The organism is Clostridium sp. C2-6-12 (genome assembly GCF_009928485.1).
GTDB lineage: Bacteria > Bacillota > Clostridia > Clostridiales > Clostridiaceae > Clostridium.
This window is the reverse complement of sequence record NZ_JAABNP010000010.1, coordinates 45,219-62,358: the sequence shown is the minus strand read 5'-3', so window position 1 is coordinate 62,358 and position 17,140 is coordinate 45,219. Positions and strand designations below refer to the sequence as shown.

At 28.1% G+C, this 17,140-nt stretch carries 12 protein-coding genes; 10 read left to right on the top strand and 2 right to left on the bottom strand.

Features of this window, described 5'->3' with window-relative positions; all coding sequences use genetic code 11:
• Positions 1-13 precede the first annotated feature (13 nt).
• Positions 14-685, bottom strand: a complete 672-nt coding sequence (locus GXK56_RS10220) for a metal ABC transporter ATP-binding protein (RefSeq protein ID WP_160687363.1) — start codon at positions 683-685, stop codon at positions 14-16.
• Positions 686-957: 272 nt separating this feature from the next.
• On the opposite strand from GXK56_RS10220, the gene dltD reads away from it, so the two are divergent.
• Positions 958-2,148 (top strand): D-alanyl-lipoteichoic acid biosynthesis protein DltD, encoded by a 1,191-nt coding sequence (dltD, locus tag GXK56_RS10215; protein ID WP_160687362.1) that lies wholly within the window; start codon positions 958-960, stop codon positions 2,146-2,148.
• A 166-nt stretch (positions 2,149-2,314) separates the two neighbouring features.
• Positions 2,315-3,469 carry a D-alanyl-lipoteichoic acid biosynthesis protein DltB gene (gene dltB, locus GXK56_RS10210; protein WP_160687361.1) on the top strand — a complete coding sequence of 385 codons (1,155 nt, stop codon included), beginning with the start codon at positions 2,315-2,317 and terminating at the stop codon, positions 3,467-3,469.
• 92 nt (positions 3,470-3,561) lie between these two features.
• On the opposite strand, the gene GXK56_RS10205 is transcribed toward dltB, so the two are convergent.
• Positions 3,562-3,972, bottom strand: a complete 411-nt coding sequence (locus tag GXK56_RS10205; RefSeq protein WP_160687360.1) for a hypothetical protein — start codon at positions 3,970-3,972, stop codon at positions 3,562-3,564.
• 335 nt (positions 3,973-4,307) lie between these two features.
• On the opposite strand from GXK56_RS10205, the gene GXK56_RS10200 reads away from it, so the two are divergent.
• From GXK56_RS10200 to recJ, 8 genes are all read left to right on the top strand, one after another.
• Entirely contained in the window at positions 4,308-4,709 is a 402-nt protein-coding gene (locus tag GXK56_RS10200; protein ID WP_160687359.1) for a DUF6762 family protein, read from the top strand.
• 162 nt (positions 4,710-4,871) lie between these two features.
• Positions 4,872-6,659 carry an oligoendopeptidase F gene (gene pepF, locus GXK56_RS10195; protein WP_160687358.1) on the top strand — a complete coding sequence of 596 codons (1,788 nt, stop codon included), beginning with the start codon at positions 4,872-4,874 and terminating at the stop codon, positions 6,657-6,659.
• Between the two features lie 21 nt (positions 6,660-6,680).
• Complete coding sequence (locus tag GXK56_RS10190; protein ID WP_160687357.1) at positions 6,681-7,670, top strand: rhomboid family intramembrane serine protease; 990 nt, start codon at positions 6,681-6,683, stop codon at positions 7,668-7,670.
• Positions 7,671-7,806: 136 nt separating this feature from the next.
• Positions 7,807-9,210 (top strand): glycosyltransferase family 2 protein, encoded by a 1,404-nt coding sequence (locus tag GXK56_RS10185; protein ID WP_160687356.1) that lies wholly within the window; start codon positions 7,807-7,809, stop codon positions 9,208-9,210.
• 233 nt (positions 9,211-9,443) lie between these two features.
• On the top strand, positions 9,444-11,393 hold the full coding sequence (locus GXK56_RS10180; protein WP_160687355.1) for a DNA topoisomerase IV subunit B: 1,950 nt from the start codon (positions 9,444-9,446) through the stop codon (positions 11,391-11,393).
• A gap of 128 nt (positions 11,394-11,521) precedes the next feature.
• Positions 11,522-14,434: a DNA topoisomerase IV subunit A gene (locus tag GXK56_RS10175; RefSeq protein WP_160687354.1), complete on the top strand. Its 2,913-nt coding sequence runs from the start codon at positions 11,522-11,524 to the stop codon at positions 14,432-14,434.
• A 214-nt stretch (positions 14,435-14,648) separates the two neighbouring features.
• Positions 14,649-15,200 carry a DJ-1 family glyoxalase III gene (locus GXK56_RS10170; RefSeq protein WP_160687353.1) on the top strand — a complete coding sequence of 184 codons (552 nt, stop codon included), beginning with the start codon at positions 14,649-14,651 and terminating at the stop codon, positions 15,198-15,200.
• A gap of 141 nt (positions 15,201-15,341) precedes the next feature.
• A complete protein-coding gene (recJ, locus tag GXK56_RS10165; RefSeq protein WP_160687352.1) occupies positions 15,342-17,108 on the top strand; it encodes a single-stranded-DNA-specific exonuclease RecJ in 1,767 nt (588 codons plus the stop codon).
• The last annotated feature ends 32 nt before the right edge of the window (positions 17,109-17,140 follow it).

The following is a 17,140-nucleotide window of genomic DNA, read 5'->3' as shown; positions in this document are numbered from 1 at the left end:
TTCCTTGTAATACCTATATTATTTTAGATAATGATTCTTCATCATCTAAATGCTTCATAAAATCTTCTTTTGTATATAAAGTTAAGTCGCCATTTTCTATTTTTAAAATATGTGTTGAATATTTTAATGCAACCTTAGTGTTGTGTTCAACGGAAATAATAGTTTTTCCAAAGTCTGCATTTAAATTTTGCAGTATAGGATAAATTTCATTTTGACTCTTTTCGTCGATTCCGGTTGAAGGCTCATCTAAAATTATCAAATCAGGATTTCCTATTAATGCTCTTGCTATAAAAATTCTCTGTTGTTGTCCACCGGATAAATTGCCAATTAAATTATCAGCAAATTCACACATATTTACTTTATGTAAGGCTTCGTGAATATTTTTTGAATTTTTTATACCAATAGTTTTAGCGTGGCAAGATAATACTTCAGTAACTGTGATTGGAAATTCTGAATTAAAATTATCTAGTCTTTGAGAAACGTAAGAGATTTTATTTGTAGCTAAAGTAATAGATCCAGAATCAGGTTTTAATATGCCTAATATAAGTTTTATTAATGTACTTTTGCAGCTTCCATTCTCACCAAGAATAGATAAGTATACTCCTTTTGGAATATTTAAATTTATATTTTTCAATAATTCAGATCCTTTTGTATATGAAAAGGATAAATTTTTTATAGTAATCAAATAATCAACTCCTTAAAACATGATTATATTATACACTTTATTGCAAATGATTTGCAATGAAATGTATGTATAATTTTATATTAAGAAAATTAATATCAGATATATAAGAGAATATAAACAAGTGTCAAACTATAAAATAACTTTCGTAAAGAATTCTAAAATATAAAAAATAAGAAATTTAAAGCTTTCTCCATATTGAATTACAGATTAAGTTATTATAGAATTGAATAGAATTATGTAGAATTTATCTCTTAAAACTAATGGAGGATAAAATGAAAAGAAAAATTGTTTGTATATTAGTTCCTATTATTGTTGGTATAATAACAGTAATTTTTTTAAATAGCTTTTTAGATAAAAATGTGCAAGAAATGCTGGAAAAGAAAGATTTACAAGAAATAAATATAGCATATGGAAGTATGTATAAAGATAGAGGAGTTGTATATAACAATTATCTTATGAAAAATAATTATTTATCATTACAAGGTTCTTCTGAATTCGTGGTTCCAGTTTCTCAGCTTCCAACAAAAATATTTCCTGCTAAAGGAATGGAAAAGGTTGTCACTAATGGAAGGGCATACTTCCAAACCATAAATCACACAGAACTTTTAGGCAGTGAAAGTAATTGGAATAAAGATTCAAAAGTAGCATTGTTCCTTTCGCTTCAATGGTTTTGTGATGAAGGTGGGATAGAGCCTAAAAACTTTCAAGCTAATTTTGCACCAATACAGTTTTATAAATATTTATCTAATCCAAAGATAAGTGATAAAAATAAAAAAAAATATGCTACACGAGTAAATGATTTGCTAGAGGGAAATACACAATTTGCAGCAGAAGAAATTTATTCTAAATTATATATAAATGATGGATTCGTATATAAAATTGCCAAAGCGTTATTTACACCGTATTTTATATGTAGAGAAAAGATGGTGGAGTTAAAAGATAAAGGCCTATTATATAGAAGATTGGAATTGTTAAATGATAAAAAGCCAGAAGAGGAATTAAAGGAAATAAATTGGGGTGAAGAAGAAAAAAAAGCAGAAGAAGAAGCAAAGACAAAAGAAACTAACAATGATTTTTATGTTGATGATAATTTTTACAATAAATATTTAAAAGATAATCTTAAAGCCCATAAAGATTCTAAAAAAAATATTGATTTAATGAAATCTAAGGAATTTGAGGACTATGAATTATATCTTGATACATGTATTGATTTAGGGGTAAAGCCATATATAATTTTAATTCCTACAAATGGAAGATGGTATGATCATACTGGAATGACGAAAGAAACTAGAGATAATTTTTATGATATAGCCCAGAAGATTGCAGAAGAAAAAGGCTTTAAAGTACTAAATTTAAAAGATGAAGAATATACTCCATATTTTATGTATGACATAATGCATCTAGGATGGAAGGGATGGATTAAAGTTGAAGAAGAACTTTATAAACATTATAACGAAAAATAAAGACATAGCTTTTTCTATAATAGCTACCATTGTTATTGTGGCAGCAATTTTTATATTGGTATTTGAACCATTTAGTGAAATACCATTTATATATAATCAGTTCTGAAGAAAACATGTAAGTATTAGTTTGCTAAATTGAAAGAGAAAATTTATTGGAGGCAATAAAATGAAATTGACACAATATGGTGACTATTTGTATTTATACATTTTATTTTTAACATTTATTCCTGCAATAATACTTAGATTAAAAGGGTTTAATGGAAAGTATTATGGAATAGTATCATCTTTAGCAATGATTATATTAATAATGGGAAATTCATTAGGGCTAAAATTATTCATAGGATTTTTAGCTTTAGAAATTATTATAGTGTATTTGTATTTAGAAATAAGAAAAAAGACAGATAATAGATATTTATATTGGGTGTTTTTGTTTTTATCTATGATACCGGTTATTTCAACTAAGATAGCAGGAGTAACCCATTATGCTTCATATATTGGTTTTATTGGTTTATCTTATTTAAACTTTAAGATAATTCAAATTATAATTGAAATTTATGATGGAAGAATTGAAAAAATTAATTTTATAGCTTTACTATATTTTATTATATTTTTTCCAACCTTAAGTTCTGGACCAATAGATAGATGGAAGAGATTTGAAGAGGAGCTTAATGGGAAATTAGAACAAAAAGAATATATAAATGATTATTTGCTATTAGGAATAAAAAAAATATTTATGGGAGTTGCATATAAATTTATACTAGCGTATTTTATTGATACATATTGGCTTTTAAAAATACCTACAGATATAACTGTATTAAATAGTATCAATTACATGTATGCATATACAATGTATTTATTCTTTGACTTTGCAGGATACAGTTTATTTGCAGTTGGGACAAGTTATATTTTTGGAATTAAGGTCCCTGAAAACTTTAATAAGCCTTTTTTAAGTAAGGATATGAAGGAATTTTGGACAAGATGGCATATATCCTTATCAAGATGGTTTGGTGATTATATTTTTTCTAGATTTGTTTTAAATTCCATGAGAAAGAAGAGATTTAGAAGTAGATTTATGGCTTCCAATGTAGCTCAAATTATTACTATGTTTATTATGGGATTATGGCATGGGTTAACCCTTCATTATATAGTATATGGATTATATCAAGGAACAGCATTAGTTTTAACTGATATATACCAAAGAAAATCAAAATATTATAAAGAACATAAAAAGAAGAAGTGGTTTAACTGTATACAAATAGTTGTAACTTTCAATATTGTTTGTTTTGGTATGCTTATATTCTCAGGATATTTATTTAAATAATACTAAATAAAAGATAAAGTTCATGTTTCAAAAAATAAAATTTTGAGACATGAACTTTATTTTTAGCAATTGCCTTTTGCTAATTTATTTTTCTAATTAGAATTTAAAAAAGTTTTAAATATCCAGCATTTATTAGCATCTTTTTTAAAACTTGCTTTTATAGAAGTTTTTTCATGAGGTGGACTTTTTGCAAGGCCTGAAGCTTCTATAATAGCAGTATCACCGTCGAAATAAATTAAAGACATTTCTTGAACTCGAAGAAGTTTATTTTCAGATGAAAAGCCAGTAGTTAAATTATATTCTACGGAAAATCCCAGATCTTTAGAGTTGTTGCGTACGTATAAGTTGTGAGTTAAAAAAAATGAAGTTATAGTTATTAATCCTAATGAAATTATTAGTCCGAGAATTTTTTTTCTTTTAGATTTTAATAAGATATTTCTTTCAAGCCTTCTTCTTTTTTTATATACAAATGCTTCAGGCTTTAGGCGCATATTATTTACCATAATTAAGACTCCTTCAAAAGACATTATAAATTTTTATGTTGCGGCAGTATTTATTATATAGTTTTAGTTTTTTATATTGAGTTTACTACAAGAAAATATTACCATATATTTACAAGAAATTAAATTATATTTGTCTGACAAAGTAAAGTAAAAAGTGTTATTATTTGATTGATTTCTAATATATAAAGCATAAGGGAAGGCGTTTTATATCTATCCATTATTTGTATGGTTATAAAATGTCTTTTTTGATATAATTTTATATAAGGCATAAATTTTCAAGTAGATTAAAAATTAAATGCTTAAATTTAAATAAAAACAAATAGGATGGTGTCATTATGGATTTTTCAAGTTTAGTATTAATAGAAAAAGATAAAGAAACTGGTTTTATAAAAAGAGAATTAGGGAGTTTTGAAGTTAGTGAAGGGGCTTTGTTTGTAAAAAAGCTTTATGTATTAGATGAAATTGTATATATGTATTTTGATACAAATAAAAATGTAGAAGAATGGGAATACTCAGCTATATATGACTTGTTCAATAATGAAGCATTTACAGAAAGGGGTTATGAAATAGAAGAAGATTTGGAGGAATATAATCCAACTTACATAATAAAATTTAAGTATGAGGATGAATATGATTTAATGAAAGAAAAAATTCAAGAAGTTGTGGCAATAATAGAGAGAGAAATGAATACAGTTTTTGAAGCAATAAAAGGCAAAGAAGCAGAATACTTAGACTAGTTAAGAGTTTAAGAACAAAGCTAGTATAATCAAATACAAGTTTTTGATTTTAACTATTCAAAGGCAAGTAAAAAAGAAAATATAATTTAAGGAATTTCTTTGAGATTCCATCTAAAATTGTTAACTGTAAATTGTTAACTGAATTAGAGAGGGTGTGTTAACATGAGTGAATTGAAAAAAAGAGAAGACATTAAGGAAGAATTTAAGTGGAAAGTAGAAAAGATCTACCCAAGTATAGAAGCGTGGGAAAAAGATTTTGAAGGTTTAAAAAATGAAGCTATAAAATTAAAAGATTACTCAGGAAAATTAACAAGTGGAGAAGTAATCTTAGAATATTTTCAAGTAAATGAAGATATATCTAGAAAAGCTGAAAATTTATACGTTTATGCACATTTGAAGTCTGATGAAGATACTTCAAATCCTACCTATCAAAGTCTTATGAGCAAAATCGATATATATATGGCCGAATTTGCAAGCTATACAGCTTTCTTTGTTCCTGAAATTTTAAGTTTAGAAGATAAATTTATTGAAGCTGAAATGAATAGAATTGAAGGATTAAAGAAATTTGAATTTTTGATTAAAGATATATTAAAAGAAAAGCCTCACATTTTATCAAAAGAAATGGAAGAATTGTTGGCAGCTGCTTCTGATTGTTTAGATGCACCATCTGCTATTCATAATATCTTAACTAATGCAGATATGACATTTGGAAAAATAAAAGATGAAGAAGGAAAAGAAGTTGAGTTAACAGAAGGAAACTATTCTTCGTTTATAAAGAGTAAAAATAAAGTAGTTAGAAAAGATGCATTCCAAAAATTATTTGGAGAATATGAAAAGCTTAAAAACACTTTGGCAACATCTTTAACAGCATCAATTAAAACTTTTAATTTTAATAGTAGAGTTAGAAAATATAATAGTGCATTAGAAGCATCATTAAATCCTAATAATATTCCGGTAGAGGTTTATAAAAATGCAGTAAAAGTTATAAATGATAATTTAGCTTCGCTTCATAGATATGTAAAAATAAAGAAAAAATTATTAGGGCTAGATGAAATTCATATGTACGATTTATATGTTCCTGTGATTGAACTTCCTAAGGAAAAAATAGAATTTGAGGAAGGGGTAAATATAGTATTAGATGCACTAAAGCCACTTGGGACAGAATATTTAGATATTTTTAAAAGTGGAATAAAAGATGGCTGGATAGATATATATGAAAACAAAGGGAAAAGAGGCGGTGCTTACTCATGGGGAGCATATGACACAATGCCTTATGTACTCTTAAATTACAATAATGAATTAAATGATGTATCTACATTAGCACATGAAATGGGTCATTCAATTCACTCATATTATTCAAGAAAAGAACAGCCATATTATTATGCAAATTATACTTTGTTTTGTGCAGAAGTAGCTTCAACAACAAATGAATCTTTACTTATTCATTATTTAATTGAAAAAGAAAAAGATGAAAAGAAAAAATTATATTTAATAAATCAAGAATTAGAACAAATTAGAACAACAGTATTTAGACAATTAATGTTTGCAGAGTTTGAACTATATACACATGAAACATTAGAGCAAGGGGTACCATTAACAGCAGAAGATTACAATAAAGTTTGGCATGATTTGAATGTTAAATATTTTGGAAGTGAAATGATAGTAGATAAAGAAATAGATGTAGAATGGTCAAGAATTCCACATTTCTATTCTGATTTTTATGTTTATCAATACGCAACAGGATATGCAGCAGCATCTGCATTTTCAAAATCAATTTTAGAAGGAAAAGAAAATGCAGTTGAAAAATATAAAGGTTTCTTAAAATCAGGCGGCAGTGATTATCCAATAAACATTCTTAAAAATGCAGGCGTTGACATGACAACAAACGAACCAATTGAAGCTACTATAAAAAGATTTAATGAATTGTTAGATATGATTGAAAATGCATAAGAGAATTAATAGGTAGATAAAATGAAAAATTTTAAAGAAGATTTTTATAAAATTTTAATTAATCGAGAAAATTTTTATATGAAACAATATCATAGTAATTTATATGATGAAGAAGTATTTTTTGCAATTAAAGAATTGCGAGAAGGAATATATTGCGTTTTAATAACCAATGAAGAAAGAAAAGATTCAGATTACCTAGAAGCTTTTTCATATATAAAAACTTTAGGAAAGTCTTTTTCTTTAAATATGATAATTTTGACTAATAAAAAATATACTTATGGAGAGGAATCTGTAATTACCAACAAACTTGTAATAAATGCTGAGGATTATGAAACTATCCAATGTGATAATGGATGTATACCGTTGAAACATATATTTGAGAATAATATGGATAGTTATAGAAAAACTAATATAAATGATAACTTTTTTAAGGATAAAGCTTTGACGTTGGGAATAATAGGGATAAATATAATAGTATTTATTTTAACCCAATATGAAATTTATACGAGTGGGAATACAGTAAATGAAATATTGGTTGACTTTGGTGCTAAATATAATCCTCTTATAGAACAAGGTCAGGTGTGGAGATTAATAACTTGTGCCTTTTTACATTCAGGTTTTATTCACATAGGCTGCAATATGTATTCTTTATATATAATTGGTCCTCAAATTAATCAAATTTATGGTAAAGGTAAGTATTTCATTATTTATATTATTTCTTGCATAACATCATCATTAATGAGTTTCCTTATGAGTCCATACAGTATATCAGTAGGAGCATCAGGTGGAATATTTGGTTTGATGGGGGCCTTGTTAGCATTTGCACTTATAGAACGGCATAGGATAGAAAAGAAATATCTATCTAGTTTATTGCAAATAATAATAATAAATTTATTTATAGGATTAAACATAAAAAATATCGATAACTTTGGACATATTGGGGGGCTTTTGGGCGGAATATCAATAGGATATATTATTTATAAAATTTCACGAAATAAAATAGAAGCTTAAAATATTCATTTTATCTTAAGAATATATGCTTGATTTTTTATTTCTATTGAAATATTATTAGATAGGAATATTATGAAGGAAAATATTAAAATAATTGATGGGAATAGTTTCCCATTAGATATTAGGAGTGAATGTAATGGGAAATTATATATTATCCATAACAGCTTTCTTTCAAATTTTTGTATTTGCAATAATATGTTATTACATGGTTTTGGCTTTCTTTGGCCTTTTTAGAAGAAAAGAAAAGAAAAACTATGAACCTAAAAATAAGTTTGCATTATTAATTGCAGCGCATAATGAGGAAGTTGTTATAGGAAGTCTTATTGAAAGTATGCTGAAGCTAGATTATCCAAAAGACATGTATGACGTATTTGTCATTGCAGATAATTGCACAGATGACACAGCTAAAATAGCTAAGAGCTATGGTGTTAATGTATGTGAAAGATTTGCAGAAGACAAAAGAGGAAAAGGTTATGCATTAGAATGGATGTTTGCAAAGTTATTTGATATGAAAAAACAATATGATGGAGTTGCAATATTTGATGCTGATAATCTTGTACATAAAGATTTTTTAAAAGAAATGAATTCTAAAATGCAAGAAGGATATAAAGTTGTACAGGGGTATATAGATAGCAAGAATCCTGGAGATTCTTGGATTGCAGCAAGTTATTCTATAGGTTTTTGGACTCAAAATAGAATGTTTCAATTAGCTAAGTCTAATTTAGGCCTTTCAAGTCAAATTGGTGGTACTGGATTTGTAATTGAAACTAATACATTAAAAAAATTAGGCTGGGGTGCTACATGCTTAACTGAAGATTTAGAGTTTACATGTAAGCTTGTGTTAAATGGTGAAAAAGTTGGCTGGGCACATGATGCCATTATATATGATGAAAAACCATTAACTTTAAAACAGTCATGGAATCAAAGAAAAAGATGGATGCAAGGTTTTGCAGATGTTGCTTCAAGATATTTCTTTAAATTATTAAAACAATCTATATTAAAAAGAAAATTTTTCATGTTTGATTGTTCTCTATATGTGCTGCAACCATTTGTAACTTTATTAACAGCTCTTGCAGCTTTATTAACATTAATACAAGCAAATAGTAGTGGATTAAATATATTCATAATAAATTATTTATTTGATAATTTAGGTCTTGGGCCAGTTGGATATCAATTATTTGCAATTGTTCAATTTTTAATTACTCCATTTATATTGGTTTTAGATAAAAAGATTACAAAACCATTTTTAATTATGATGGTATTGTATTCAAGTAATGTTTTTGCAATTCCTATAATAACTGCTAACATTGATAATTGGATCGTTGCATTCTTTATAGGAATAGGATACAATGTAGCTTTCTTATTATTAACTGGATTATTACTAGGAAAGAAAGAATTAGTATTTTTCTTTAGGTTTTGGTTATATTCAGTTTATACATTAACTTGGGTTCCAATTACAATTCAAGGTATTATAAATAAGAATAACAAAGAATGGAGCCATACAAAGCATGTTAGAAAAATAGAAATATGCGATGTATAATAAGATAATTTAAGAGTTTTAAATTTGGTTTTAAGAGTGTATTATTGATTTTGATAATACACTCTTTTGATATTAAAAAATAAAGTTTTAGTTTTAAGGAGTTATGTATTTGGAAATAGTAATTTATATAAGGAATTAATAATTAGTTTTGACAACAGCTTTGAAAGGAAGTATATTTTATAGAGTAAAAGAATTATGAAAAAATAAGAACTGGTGTTCAATGGAGGTTTTTTATGGAATTAAAAAATACTAATACTTATGATGTAACTGATTTAACATCGCTAGAAAAATTAGAACCTGTAAGAATAAGACCAGGAATGTATATAGGGTCTACAGGAAGCAAGGGGTTACATCATTGTATATGGGAAATAGTTGATAATGCCATAGATGAAATAACTAATGGATTTGGAAATAGAATAACAATAATTTTAAATGAAGATAAAAGTGTTACAGTTATTGATAATGGAAGAGGTATTCCAACTGGGATTCATCCGATTAAAAAGAAATCTGGAGTAGAAATGGTATTTACAGAATTGCATACAGGAGGAAAATTTGATAATAAAAATTACAAAACTTCTGGAGGACTTCATGGTGTTGGAGCAGCTGTTGTAAATGCTTTATCAAAATGGCTTGAAGTTGAAGTATATCAAAATGGAGAGATATACAGACAAAGATTTGAATATAGTTTTGATAAAGAATTGAAAAGAAATATGCCTGGAACAGCTATTGGACCGTTAAAGGTAATAGGAAAGACTGACATGGTTGGGTCTAAGATTACATTTAAACCAGACGATGAGGTTTTTTCAACAACCGATTTTAAATTTGACATAATAGACAGTAGGTTACAAGAATTAGCCTTTCAAAATAAAGGTATAACTTTAGAGTTAATAGATAAGAGAAAAGGGCAAGAAATAACTAAAGAGTATTATTCTGAAAATGGTCTTTTAGACTTTATCAATTATTTAAATGAAAGTAAAACAACAATTCATGAAACCCCAATAATTTTTGATGGTGAGAGAACAGTTGGAAGCCTTCAAATGTATGGGGAAGTATGTATTCAATTTACTGATTCAACAACTGAATACATCGCAAGTTATGTGAATAATATTCCAACAACTGAAGCAGGAACTCATGAGACAGGTTTTAAAACTGGAATGACAAGAGCTTTTAAAGAATGGTCTAAAAAGCTTGGCTTAATAAAAGAAAAAGATAAGGAATTTGAAGGAGACGACTTAAGAGAAGGTATGACTGCTATTGTAAGAATAAAAATTACAAATCCTATCTTTGAAGGTCAAACAAAGACTAAGCTTGGAAATAGTGAAGCATATACTATGATGAATGATTTGGTTTATACTAAGTTTTCTGAATGGATTGAAGATAATAAGCCTCTTGCGACAAGCATAATAAATAATGCGCTGGAAGCGGCTAAAAGAAGAGATAAGATTAAAAAGATAAATGAAGCAGAAAAAAAGAAGGTTGGCAAGGGAACAGCTCCACTTGCGGGAAAGATTGCAGTGTGCACATTAAAAGATAAAACTGTAAATGAATTTATTGTAGTGGAAGGAGATTCGGCAGGAGGTTCTGCAAAACAGGCTAGAGATAGAAGATTCCAAACTATAATGCCTTCAAAAGGTAAGATAATGAATACGGAAAAACAAAAACTTGAAAATGTATTAGCTTCTGAAGAATTGAAAATTTTTAATACTGCAATTGGAACTGGAACTTTAGATAATTATAGAGAAGAAGATTTAAAATACGATAAAATAATAATAATGAGTGATGCTGATGTTGACGGATATCATATAAGAACTCTTTGGATGACTTATATTTATAGATATATGAGACCGTTGATTGCTAATGGACATCTATATTTAGCACAACCACCTTTGTATAAAGTATATAAAGAGGGAAAAGGAAAAAACATAGTAAAATATGCCTATAGTGATGATGAATTAGAAAAGACAAAAAAAGAAGTTGGAAAAGGTGCATTGATTCAACGATATAAAGGACTTGGAGAAATGAACCCAGATCAATTATGGGATACTACACTAAACCCAGAAACTAGAGCACTTCTCCAAGTAAATATCGAGGATGCTGCAAAAGCTGAAAAAATGGTTTCATTACTTATGGGAGATGTTGTAGAACCAAGAAAGAAATATATATATAAATACGGAGAATTTTAATCAGTTAACAAGTAACAGTTAAGGATGAAAAGTCAAAGGCTTTTATTGATTATATATTTTTGAAAGCCTGTAGTTTTTCATAATTTACCGTTAATTGTACATTGTTAGCTGAACCGAAGGGAGCAATTATGGCAAAGAAAAATGATAATCTCATACCAAGAGATAATAATATAATGGGTATTCTTTTGGAAGAAGCAATGCCTGAAAATTTTTTACCTTATGCGATAGAAGTAGCTAAAGATAGAGCTCTTCCTGATGTTAGAGATGGTTTGAAGCCTGTACACAGAAGAATTCTATATGGGGCTTATCTCCTTAAAGCATTTCCTGATAGGCCATATTATAAATCAGCTAGAATTGTTGGAGATATTTTAGGTAAATTTCATCCACATGGAGATACATCTGTATATGAATCCATGGTAATTTTAGCTCAAGATTTTTCAACAAGAGAGCCTCTAATAGAAGGACATGGGAACTGGGGATCAATAGATGGGGATAGTGCAGCAGCAATGAGATATACAGAAGCAAGGTTGTCACCTATTTCCATGGAAATGTTAAGAGATATTGATAAAGATACTGTAGAGATGGTACCTAATTACTCTGATAGTGAAATGGAGCCCAAAGTACTTCCAAGCAGATATCCAAACTTATTGGTAAATGGTACATTTGGTATAGCTGTTGGTCTTGCAACTAATATACCTCCACATAATTTAGAAGAAGTGACTAGTGGAGTATTGGCATACATAGATAATAATGAAATAACTACTTCAGAACTTATGGAGCATATAAAAGGACCTGATCTGCCTACAGGAGGAATTCTGATTGGTGAGAAGTCAATGCTATCAGCATACGAAACTGGAGAAGGAAAAGTAGCTTATAGAGCTAAAACTAATATTGAAAAATTAGAAAGTGGAAGATTAGGAATAGTAATAACCGAATTTCCGTATAGAAGAAACAAATCTAGAATTCTTCAAACAATATCCGAAATGACAGGTGATAAAAGACATGCAAAAGCTCTTGAAGCAATAACAGATATAAGAGATGAATCTGATAGAAATGGAATAAGAGCAGTAATAGAATTAAAAAAGAATGTAGAAGAAGATACAGCAGATAAGATATTAAAATATTTATTTAAGAAAACAGATTTACAATGCAATATTAGCTTTAATATGGTCGCATTAGCAAATGGAAAGCCAGAAACTATGAGCTTGAAGGCTATAATTAAATATTATGTTGAGCACCAAAAAGAAATAATAACCAAAAGAACCCAAAAAGATCTTGAAGTAGCAAAGAAAAGACATCATATTGTTGAAGGTTTTATTAAAGCAATAAGTATATTAGATGATGTTATAAAAGTTATTAGAAGTTCAAATTCTAAAAAAGATGCATCAGAAAATTTGATAAATAAATTTGAATTTACAGAAGCCCAAGCACAAGCTATATTAGAACTTATGCTTTATAGATTAACAGGCCTTGAAATAGAAATATTTGAAAAAGAATATGCACAGCTTGAAAAAACAATTAAAAAACTTGAAAAGATTTTATCAAACGAAAAGGAACTTTTAAAAGTTGTTAAAAGTGAGCTTCAAGAAGTTAGTGATAAATATGGAAACAAAAGAAGGACTGAAATAATTCATGATGATAATGAAAGTAAAATTGATATTGAAGAATTGATTGTTGTAGAAGAAGTAATGATCACAATATCAAAAGATGGTTTCATTAAAAGAATACCTTTAAAGAATTATAATAGATCCAATTCTAATCCAGAGGATATTGAATATAGAGAAGGGGATTCTTTAAAATATTTAATAAGTTCGAATACTAAAGATACACTACTTATTTTTACTGATAAAGGGTTTATGTACCAAACAAAGGGAATAAATATACCAGAACTGAAATGGAAAGAAAAAGGTGAAAGGCTGGATGAAATAATAAAAACCGTAAATCTTGACGATGAAAATATTGTTGGAGCAGTATCTATAGATAGTTTCAATCCAAGTAATGCATTTAGGTTTATAACTAAACGCGGTGGGATTAAGCTAAGCTCACTTGATAAATTCCAAACTGCATATGGAAAGCTTCAAGCATTAAAGCTAAAGGAAGATGATGAATTAATTAGTGTATCAATGAGAGAAGTAGAAGAAGAGAATAAATTTTTAAGGGTTAAGAGCAAGCTTGGACTAGAATTTACTCTTGATGTGCCGCAGCTTGAAAATACTTCTAGAAATATATTACCTATTCAATTATTTAACTTTTCTGAGGAAGATCAAATAATTGAAGTTGAAGATATAGAGGAAATTGAATATTTTGAATTGAACCTTGGAATTACAGATAAGAGTAAGTTTAAGGCTTATGAAAGAATAAAAGATGATCCTTTAAAGACAAAAACTAATTCGTTAAAAGAATTGTTGATTTTCTCAAATAAAGGATATGTATATAAATTACCTGTATTCTTAATGAAAAATGTTCTTAAGGAAGAAATACCAATTGAAGTATTCATAGGAAAGCTTGAAAAAGGAGAAAAAATAGTAAGTTTAATTTCAATTGATGTTTTTGACGAAGAAAATGGAATATATACCTTCACTAAAAAGGGAATGGTTAAAAAGACTCAGTTAAAAGAATTCGAAGGTGATTATAATAAACAGATATGTCATAAATTTAAATTCGATGATGATGAAGTAGTATCAGTAGAAATGAATTTGATGAAGCTTGGATATTTAGTAATGATAACTAAAAAAGGTATGGCAATAAGATTTCCAGTTGAAAATGTTAATTCTATGGGGAAAATTGCATCAGGAGTTACGGGAATAAGCTTGAAGGATGAAGATGAAGTGATTTTTGGGAAATATCATACTAATTATGTAAGTGGTGAAGGAAATAGCATAGTTTTAGTAGAAGATAATCTAGAGGTAATATTAACTTCTAAATCTAAAGAAAAAGCAGTAGTTAAAATAAACGATATTAAATTGCAAAATAGAGCAGGAAGAGGAACGAACATAATGATGATAGTTCTTGATGATGAAATAAATAATGTACACCTATAAAAAGAGTGGCTATGCCACAATAAGGAACTTAATAAGCACAACCAAGAACTTTTGACCTATAAAATAAGCTGATAAGCACAGTACAGACTTATCAACGATATAAAAAATTAGTGCTAGTAAAAATATTGAAAAGCATAACTTGAAACGTGTTAATCACAATTAAATAAGGTATTTTATAAATAAAAGTATTTGAATATTAAAGGAGGAATTTGTTATGAAAAAGGTATGTGTATTATTAGCAGAAGGATTTGAAGAAATAGAAGCTTTAACGGTATCAGATATTATGAGAAGAGCTGATATAGAATGTGATTTGGTCTCTATGAATAAGGAGAAAAAAGTTAAATCAAGCCACAATGTTACAGTTGAAGCGGATAAAATTTTTGAAGAAAATATGGAATATGATTTAGTAGTTATTCCGGGTGGTATGCCAGGAGCAACTAATTTAAGAGATGATGAAAGAGTAATAAATCTTATAAAAAGACAAAACAGAGAAGGAAAATTAATTGGCGCAATTTGTGCAGGACCAATAACACTTGGAAAAGCAGATATAGTAGAAGGGAAGAAAATAACTTCTTATCCAGGATATGAAGATGAACTTCCAAATTGTGAATATTTAGAGGAGCCAGTAGTTGTTGATGGGAATATAATTACTAGCAGAGGACCTGCAACGGCTATGGCATTTTCATATAAGCTTTTAGAGAAGCTTGGATATGAGAAACAAGCAAAAGCTATTTCATCAGGAATGCTTTATCCAGTTAAGAGTTAAGAATTAAGAGTTAAGAGTTAAAGATGAAATTCCCATGGAATTTTCTAAATAATATTTATTTTGTTTAAACTCCATAGGAGTTTATTCCTTTAACTCTTAACTCTGCGCTTTTAACTCTTAACTGATTTAATGGAGGAAATGATGGCAGAAAGATGGTTTATAAAAAACAAAAAAGCTGATTATAAAAAAATGGCTCAAAAATATGGAATTACTGAATTTATGAGTAGACTTATAGTAAATAGAGATATTTTAAATGATGGAATGATAAAAAGCTACATAAACCCCGAATTTGACAAACTACATAATCCTAAAGCTATGAAAGATTTAGAAAAAGCAGTAGATATAATCTGTGATAAGATAAATTCAGATAAAAAAATAAGGATTGTTGGCGATTACGATGTTGATGGAGTCATAAGTACATATATATTGTTCTCTGCATTAAAAGTTTGCAAAGCTAATGTTGATTATGAAATACCAGATAGAATAAAAGATGGATATGGGATAAACAGTAATATAATTGAAAAAGCTCAACAAGAAAATGTTGATACAATTTTAACCTGTGATAATGGAATATCAGCCATTGAACCAATAAAATATGCTAAGGAACTGGGGCTCACTGTAATAATAACAGACCATCATGACATACCATTTATAGAAGATGAAAATAACAATAGAAAATTTATAAAGCCAGATGCAGATGCGGTTGTCAATCCTAAACAGGAGGATTGCGAATACAAATTTGAAAAGTTATGTGGAGCAGGAGTTGCTTTTAAGCTTGTGGAAGTTCTTTATGAAAAGATGGGAAGAGACAAAAAAGAGTGTTATAAATTTATTGAGTTTCTTGCAATTGCAACAGTATGTGATGTGGTTGATTTAGTTGATGAAAATAGAATTTTCGTTAAAAAGGGTTTGGAGTTTATCAACAAAACTACTAATTTAGGACTACAGGAGTTAATAAGAGAATGTGAGATGGCTGATAAAAACTTATCAGTATATCATTTGGGATTTATTATAGGACCATGTATTAATGCCTGTGGAAGACTTGATTCGGCTAAAAGAGGTTTGGAGCTTTTACTTTCAACAGATGAAGATGAAGCTAACAAACTTGCAAAGGAACTAGTTAAGCTAAATGAAGAAAGAAAAGATATGACTATGGAAGGCCTAGAAAAAGCTATAGAAATTATAGAAAAGAATAATATGATAAATGATAAAGTATTTGTTGTATATATTCCTAACGTACATGAAAGTTTGGCTGGTATAATTGCAGGAAGAATAAGAGAAAAATATAATGTTCCAGCTTTAGTAATTACAAAATCAGAAAGCGGAGCAAAGGGATCAGGGCGATCAATAGAGGAATATAATATGTTTGAAGGTCTTGTGAAATGCAAAGATTTACTTGAACATTATGGAGGCCACCCTATGGCAGCAGGATTTTCATTAAAAGAAGAAAATATTAATGAATTTAGAAAAAGATTAAATGAAAATTCAACCCTTAATGAAGAGAATTTGCTTAAAAAAGTTACAATTGACTGTGTTTTACCATTGGATTCAATAAATTATGAATTGATAAATGATTTGGAACGTTTAGAACCTTTTGGAAAGGCAAATTCTAAACCGCTATTTGCTGAAAAAAATATTAATTTATTAAAAGCAACAATTCTTGGCAAGAATAATAATGTATTAAAATTAAGAATTAAAACAAAGTCAGATAATTTTTTGGATGGGATATATTTTGGTGATGTTTATGAGTTTGAAGAAGCGATAAATGATAAATATGGTGAGGAAGAATTACAAAAGCTTTATGATGGAGTTTATAATGATGTGAAGCTGGATTTGGTCTTTTATCCAAGCATTAATGAATATAATGGTAATACTAGCATTCAAATTGTAATTCAAAATTACAGATAATAAAATAAAAAATAAATATAGAAGAAATTCCT

Bases quoted from the DNA above. Each gene is read 5' to 3' on its own strand.
- GXK56_RS10200 (WP_160687359.1), top strand. From the start codon at position 4,308: ATGGATTTTTCAAGTTTAGTATTAATAGAAAAAGATAAAGAAACTGGT.
- GXK56_RS10185 (WP_160687356.1), top strand. From the start codon at position 7,807: ATGGGAAATTATATATTATCCATAACAGCTTTCTTTCAAATTTTTGTA.
- pepF (WP_160687358.1), top strand. From the start codon at position 4,872: ATGAGTGAATTGAAAAAAAGAGAAGACATTAAGGAAGAATTTAAGTGG.
- dltB (WP_160687361.1), top strand. From the start codon at position 2,315: ATGAAATTGACACAATATGGTGACTATTTGTATTTATACATTTTATTT.
- recJ (WP_160687352.1), top strand. From the start codon at position 15,342: ATGGCAGAAAGATGGTTTATAAAAAACAAAAAAGCTGATTATAAAAAA.
- GXK56_RS10175 (WP_160687354.1), top strand. From the start codon at position 11,522: ATGGCAAAGAAAAATGATAATCTCATACCAAGAGATAATAATATAATG.
- GXK56_RS10205 (WP_160687360.1), bottom strand. From the start codon at position 3,972: ATGGTAAATAATATGCGCCTAAAGCCTGAAGCATTTGTATATAAAAAA.
- GXK56_RS10190 (WP_160687357.1), top strand. From the start codon at position 6,681: ATGAAAAATTTTAAAGAAGATTTTTATAAAATTTTAATTAATCGAGAA.
- dltD (WP_160687362.1), top strand. From the start codon at position 958: ATGAAAAGAAAAATTGTTTGTATATTAGTTCCTATTATTGTTGGTATA.
- GXK56_RS10170 (WP_160687353.1), top strand. From the start codon at position 14,649: ATGAAAAAGGTATGTGTATTATTAGCAGAAGGATTTGAAGAAATAGAA.
- GXK56_RS10180 (WP_160687355.1), top strand. From the start codon at position 9,444: ATGGAATTAAAAAATACTAATACTTATGATGTAACTGATTTAACATCG.